Raw genomic sequence first — 6,124 nt, 5'->3', positions numbered from 1 at the left:
TACTACAGTCGTCGTGGGCCGCAACAACAGTGGCAAGACGTCGCTTTCTGAAGTCATCCGACGGCTAATCGCCGACGGAAGCGCGCAGTTTCAGCTTGAAGACTTCTCAAGCGCCTGCTATGAGGACTTTCGTCGAGCCTGGGAGGCTCGGAGCAACACTGAACACGACGATATTGTCCGGGCTCTCATCCCGTACATCGAGCGGCGACTGACTTTCCAGTACGATCCGAATCAGCCGCAATTGGGACCGCTGAGTCCGTTTGTCATCGACCTCGACCCTGACTGCACCGAGGCGCTTGTAGTCGTTCGCTACGAGCTGAAAGACGGTCAGCTTTCCCCGCTTCTTGATGGTCTGCCGACAACGCCATTGTCCGCCGAAACTCGACTAACGTTCTTTCGTACGTTGCGGGATCGGATACCAGGTAACTATGCAACACGCATATGGGCGGAAGACCCCAATGATGCTGGAAACCAGCGTCATCTCCTTCCGAGCGCAGTGAAGGGTCTGGTCAAGACGGGTTTCATCAACGCGCAGCGTGGCCTGGATGACGTCACGTCACGAGAGTCGAATGTCCTTGCAAAGACGGTCGAGCTTCTGTTCGCAACGGCATCATCCGCTTCGGCAGATGCGGCTGACAAACAGATCACAGATGCCTTGACCGAAGCCGTCCAGGGTATTCAATCGCAGATTGATACGAACTTCGTTGGACAGCTAAAGGGATTGATCCCCAGCCCTGAAGAGCTTTGGATACCCTGGGTTAGGCAATCAGGAACTGCATACCGAGCCCCTTCTTGACGTGCGAAAGCTATTGTCCAATTTCACGAAAGTTCGTTACGCCGGCTACAGCGGCGTCGCGTTGCCTGAATCGTACAACGGCCTCGGCGCGCGCAATCTGATCTTCATCCTCCTGCAACTGGCCGGGTTCTACAAAGCCTTTCGCGCCGAAACGACGGCCCAAGGCGTCCACCTCATTTTCATCGAGGAGCCCGAGGCGCATCTGCATCCCCAGATGCAGGAGGTATTCATTCGGCAACTCGCCAAAACGGCCCAGTTGCTGGTGGACAGTACAGATGACAAGACACCCTGGCCGGTCCAGTTCGTCGTTTCTACGCATTCGTCACACGTCGCAAACGAAGCGGGAGTCGAAAGTATCCGTTACTTCCTCGCACGGGACGTGCCTGGAGCGCAAGCCGGCGTCCGGCAGACGAGGTGCAAGGGGCTGGATGGCGTTTCCTACATTCACCAATACAACAAGCAGGCCACCCCGTTGAAATGGAAGTATTCCGATTCAACTCGACGCAGCCGGTGCAATTCATCTGGTTCAGTGGACTAGGATGTTCCCGCGGTGTCCCAGCTCGTTCTGGCAGTTCACAAAGGCGTTAAGCAGGCGCTTGCGTCTCGTGATGCCGGGGGCGATGTCGTCGATCCTCGCATTGGCGAGCAGCAGCCCGATCTCGGCGGCGGTTAGCCCGTCGTTTGACCACCATGTCGTCCATTCAACGGCAGCGGCTCAACCGTCTGATTGCACATCAAGCCTTCTTCGGCGAGCGCCGTGATGACCGAGACCCCTTCACACTTCGTGCCAGCGCGCACCTGACTACCTTGCTAGCTAGATCTCGGGCCGCGCGATGGATACCGTAGAGTACCCGCAGTGGAAGATTACATTGGCTTCTGCGACGGCCCGTCTCTGCGGGCGGCAGAAAACAAGATCAATTTCGGAGCTTCATCATGCCTCCACAAGGCTACTTCACGCTCCCGCCCAACATCCGCTTCGGCATAACGGGGTTCGCGAATTCCGCGGGGGACTCAGACGATCAATGTGCTGGTCGACAACGAAGTCCGCGCGACTTTCACGGGCCAGAGCACCGACAACAAAGTGATCGGCTCGCAAGTCCTGAACTCCGGCAAAGGCAACGTTCAGATAAAGGTAACCGTTAACAACAAGGCATCGGATCTGGTCTCGGTCCAAACAACGCTCGCAAACAGGCTGAATTTCGCGCTGGTCGGTTCGGAAGACGGCACCGATGGCGACTATAACGATGGCATCGTGGTCTTGAACTGGCCGCTCGGCTCAACAAGACTGTCGTAGCGGTTTGCGGCACGTCTGGAGTGGGAGGCGTGTCGTCGCGCTGCCAGGTACCACAATAGTCCACGCACACGGAAAGGATGTCGCACAGCGCGTCGGTGGAACTCGCTACCCCGATGACAGAGAAATCGAAACTACGAAGCAGCACGGTCAATGGATCGCGCGTGCAGAAGCAATTTTGCGCATCGAATTCTCAATGCCGCGACAACCGACATGCTTCGCGGATTGGGGAGCTACACCGTCTCACCGTGCGACCGGCAGCTCGCGCACGCATCTCGACAAACAGCGGCGAGTCGATGAAGTGCTCTTGGTCGTTTGCAGATGGATCGCAGGCCTGCGAACAGGCCCGGTCGTTCACGACCGACATCATTCGAGACAGCTATGGTGGTTTTGAAACGAGACTGCATAGGAGCGCAAATGGAAATGTCATTGCATATCGCGATGGCACGATAAGGAGATGCTCGATGCGTACGACTGGCGCATACCTGATGCAGTCGAAGATGCGCTGGTGCGCGTGATGACGGAAGGTGCGGATGGACGTGAAGGGACATTTGCCATGGAGAAGGTGCTTACCCACATAATGCGCAAAAGGCGCGTATATGACGATCTTCCGTTGTTTGAATGCCTGCGTGACGGAAATCTATCGGCATTAGTGAAGCTCGGCTTTATGCCCGGTTTTGCATTTTTCATTATGGCGTTTGGCGATCTCAATCGGTATGTACTGCGTCGCCTGCCAGCGACCAACATCTATCAGCAACGGGTGAACGCACATACATACGAAGACGATCATCATTGGCCGTGGTTTCTCGAAGATCTGGAAAAACTGGGCTGGAGCCAGATGACTACTACTACGGATGCGTTGCGCGCCCTGTGGTCCGAGGAGACCCACCATAGCCGCTTGCTCGTATACGAACTATGCGCAATCCTGGCTGGGTGCAGCGGCGTCGAAAAGCTCGCCGTTATCGAAGCAATCGAAGAGACTGGAAACGTGCTGTTTGCACTGACCACGCGGTTGGCCGATGCAGTGCGGGACCAGACAGGTATCGAACTGCGCTACATGGGGGCGTTCCATTTCGCTCTTGAATCAGGGCACTTGCAAAATGGAGGGCATGTCGACCTGGCTCACATTGAGTTGAACTGCGAAGAGCAGGATCGGTGCATCGCTCTCGTCGATCGAGTCTTTGATGCGTTCGCTGGTTGGTCACATGAAGCCGTCGCCCAGATCGAACTGGCTGCTAAGGCGGGAAACAGCGTTGATTGTGGCACAGCTGCGCAGACGCCATTTCACATATAGCGGTCGCCATCATGACACACGACGCGTCGCGCCAGGACGACACCGCCGCGTACGATGTCGCCTTTGGCCTCTTCATCTATCCGGCAATGCTGGTTGCCCATCGCCTTGGAATATTTCGTCGGCTGGGCGAAGGCGCATCCACACTCGCTGAGATTAGCTGCGCACTTGGGCTCGCCAGACGCCCAGCGGTAGCGTTGGCAAATACAGCTGTCGCACTTGGCTTTGTCTATCGTGAGGGGGAAGCATACCGGTTAACGACACTTGGAGAGGATCTGCTACTCGAGGGCAGCCCGACATATTTTGGCGCTTTCTGGGACTTGATGTATGACAACGCCGAGACTTATTCTCTCAAAGGTATCGAAGAGGCACTGCAGCGCAATACGCCCAAAGCATGCGTTGCGGCAGATATATTCCGTACCCGTGAGCAGCAACGGGAACTCGGCATCCGGTTCACCAGAGCCATGCAAAGCTTTAAAGGCCAGTTCAAAAAGGCTGCTCAGCATGACTGAAGATGTTCCAGCAGACGAGTGAGCAGGCTAGTTTGAGGAATGCTTCGTGAATGTCAGATCAGCGTTCGAAACGAATGCGAAGACGACGGAAACCATGGAGCCACGAATGAGTCCGTTCGACGACCCACCGGAATTTGCCGAGGCCTCTGTCGTGTTCAGCGCGGCGCTTGGCGATGACCGGTCTGATCCCGTGCTCGCGAAGTCGGCAGCGATGCGAGTCGGAATCGTAGCCTCGGTCTGCGTAGATGATTTTGGGCTTGCGAAGCGGCCGGCCGCGGGTGCCAGCGAATCGCTGGGATAGCGTCGGCCAGCGGCAGCAGTTGCGTGACATCGTTGCGGTTCGCGCCGGTCAGGATCGCGCTGACAGGAACGCCGTTCGCGTCTACGAGGATGTGGTGTTTGGACCCTGGTCGTGCGCGATCGGTGGGGTTTGGCCCAGTTTTTGGCCCGCCCCAACGGCTCGCACGGACGATGAATCGACAGCCGCATATGAGAAATCGAGCTGGCCAGATTCGCGCAGCTTGTCGAGCAGCAGCCCATGCAGCTTGTCCCAGCCCCCGGCCTGCTGCCAGTCGTGCAACCGACGCCAGCAGGTCGCTCCGGAGCCGAAGCCCAACCGGGTCGGCAGATGGTTCCATCGCATCCCTGTCTTCAGCACGAGCAGGATGCCGTTGAGTGCTGCACGGTCCGAGACCGGGAGGCGCCCTGGGTATCGCTTGCGTCGCGGTTTGGGCGGTGGAAGTAGTGGTTCGATCAGTGCCCACAGCTCGTCATCGATGATAGGTGCCGGCATTCCTTGATCCGTTGTTCAGGCATTCAAGGTTAACCGTTTCGCGGGAAAGTAAACAGCCCTTCCGCGCTCTTTTTGAACTGGCCTTTTAGCGTCGCACATGCGCCGGTCTGGCCCACGCGTCTTGATCTCCGACAGCATCGCTTGATGCTCGATATTGGGGGCGGCGGCGGGATCCACATTAAAGGCGCGTTGCTGGGATCTGTCGCAATAAGGCGGTCTGCTATGCTGACGGGCCTTAATGGGTGACTTGATCGATGACCAAGAAGCTGAGTCCGGGTGTGGCAAAAGTACTCAAACGGTTGCATTACCCGCTGGACGTGATGTTGCTGTGCGTTCGATGGTACTTGGCCTATCCGCTGAGCCTGCGTCATCTCGAACAGATGATGGCCGAGCGCGGGATTGCGGTCGATCATTCGACGGTTCATCGTTGGGCACTCAAACTGTTGCCGGTCCTGGAGAAGGCGTTTCGACGGTGCAAACGGACAGTCGGCAGGAGCTGGAGGATGGACGAAACCTACATTCGAATCAGGGCGGAGTGGCGGTATCTCTACCGGGCTGTCGACAAGGCAGGCAACACCGTTGATTTTCTGCTGCGAGCCCGACGGGACAAGGCTGCGGCCCGGGCCTATTTCGAAAAGGCAATCGACCAGAATGGCGAGCCCGAGACCGTGACGCTCGATAAGAGCGGATCGAATCTGGCTGCCTTGCAGGCGATCAACGCCAGGCGGAATCTGCCGATCAAGGTCCGCCAGAAAAAGTATCTGAATAACATCGTCGAGCAGGACCACCGGGCGATCAAGCGCCGGACCCGCCCGATGCTCGGGTTCAAGAAATTTCGTTGCGCCCGCATTCTCCTGGGTGGCATCGAAATCATGCACATGATCGTCAAGGGGCAATTGAACGACGGCGGCGTTGGGCAAACTCCCGCGCAGCAATTCTATTCACTGGCTAGATAAGGAATCCATACCATGTCGGACTTGGCCGACCTCTCGCTCTTACTGCGACAGAACCCGAAAAAGCCACCGACCCTCAACCAGATGATCCGGATGGTTGCGGCACTGGGCGGCTTTCTGGGGCGCAAGGGCGATGGAGAACCCGGCGCGAAGACACTGTGGATTGGCATGCAACGCGTCATGGATGCGGTAATCACCATTCAGATCCTGCGCGACGGCTATGACACTTCTGTATAACGAGATGACTTTAACCCCGTCGCTCGAAAGGGCGGCGGTGGGAGGCCCGCTACATGATTTTCAAGTTCCGGCGCCTGCTGCTGCGCCTTGAGCGACTCAGCCGCCTGCACTACGCTTTGAAAATCCTCGCCTACACGATGATCAATCTTCGGCACTACTGCCGAAGCTGATCACTCGCTTCGAAACCTTTGTTTCATCGCTGGCCATCACGCCGTGGTCACGCTCGCCCGCGTTATGCCGAACTATTCGCA

5 protein-coding genes and 4 pseudogenes are annotated in these 6,124 nt (G+C 57.2%); 8 read left to right on the top strand and 1 reads right to left on the bottom strand.

Going from position 1 to position 6,124, the window contains the following annotated elements; translation table 11 throughout:
* The 5 genes and pseudogenes from AB4Y34_RS40620 to AB4Y34_RS40600 form a co-directional block, all read left to right on the top strand.
* Positions 1-796: pseudogene (locus tag AB4Y34_RS40620) on the top strand (ATP-dependent endonuclease); the annotation flags it as partial.
* 1 nt (position 797) lies between these two features.
* Complete coding sequence (locus AB4Y34_RS40615) at positions 798-1,334, top strand: ATP-dependent endonuclease (protein ID WP_368719184.1); 537 nt, start codon at positions 798-800, stop codon at positions 1,332-1,334.
* 486 nt (positions 1,335-1,820) lie between these two features.
* Complete coding sequence (locus AB4Y34_RS40610) at positions 1,821-2,090, top strand: fucose-binding lectin II (RefSeq protein ID WP_309235211.1); 270 nt, start codon at positions 1,821-1,823, stop codon at positions 2,088-2,090.
* Between the two features lie 553 nt (positions 2,091-2,643).
* Complete coding sequence (locus AB4Y34_RS40605; protein WP_176370075.1) at positions 2,644-3,381, top strand: hypothetical protein; 738 nt, start codon at positions 2,644-2,646, stop codon at positions 3,379-3,381.
* Positions 3,382-3,392: 11 nt separating this feature from the next.
* Positions 3,393-3,890 carry a hypothetical protein gene (locus AB4Y34_RS40600; RefSeq protein WP_368719183.1) on the top strand — a complete coding sequence of 166 codons (498 nt, stop codon included), beginning with the start codon at positions 3,393-3,395 and terminating at the stop codon, positions 3,888-3,890.
* Here the strand turns inward: AB4Y34_RS40600 and AB4Y34_RS40595 are convergent.
* Positions 3,865-4,683 (bottom strand): annotated as a pseudogene (locus AB4Y34_RS40595) (IS5 family transposase). The gene AB4Y34_RS40600 and the pseudogene AB4Y34_RS40595 overlap by 26 nt on opposite strands.
* Before the next feature lie 87 nt (positions 4,684-4,770).
* Between AB4Y34_RS40595 and AB4Y34_RS40590 the strand changes: the two are divergent.
* From AB4Y34_RS40590 to AB4Y34_RS40580, 3 genes and pseudogenes are all read left to right on the top strand, one after another.
* A pseudogene (locus AB4Y34_RS40590) lies at positions 4,771-4,896 on the top strand (methyltransferase); the annotation flags it as partial.
* A gap of 41 nt (positions 4,897-4,937) precedes the next feature.
* Positions 4,938-5,639 carry an IS6 family transposase gene (locus AB4Y34_RS40585; protein ID WP_368719182.1) on the top strand — a complete coding sequence of 234 codons (702 nt, stop codon included), beginning with the start codon at positions 4,938-4,940 and terminating at the stop codon, positions 5,637-5,639.
* A 45-nt stretch (positions 5,640-5,684) separates the two neighbouring features.
* Positions 5,685-5,873 (top strand): annotated as a pseudogene (locus AB4Y34_RS40580) (IS4 family transposase); the annotation flags it as partial.
* Between the last annotated feature and the right edge of the window lie 251 nt (positions 5,874-6,124).

Origin of the sequence: Paraburkholderia sp. BR10954, from assembly GCF_040965775.1 — a bacterium.
In the GTDB taxonomy this organism is placed as follows: domain Bacteria; phylum Pseudomonadota; class Gammaproteobacteria; order Burkholderiales; family Burkholderiaceae; genus Paraburkholderia; species Paraburkholderia youngii.
Note: the sequence above shows the minus strand (reverse complement) of the source record. Positions and strands in the feature narration are given on the sequence as shown.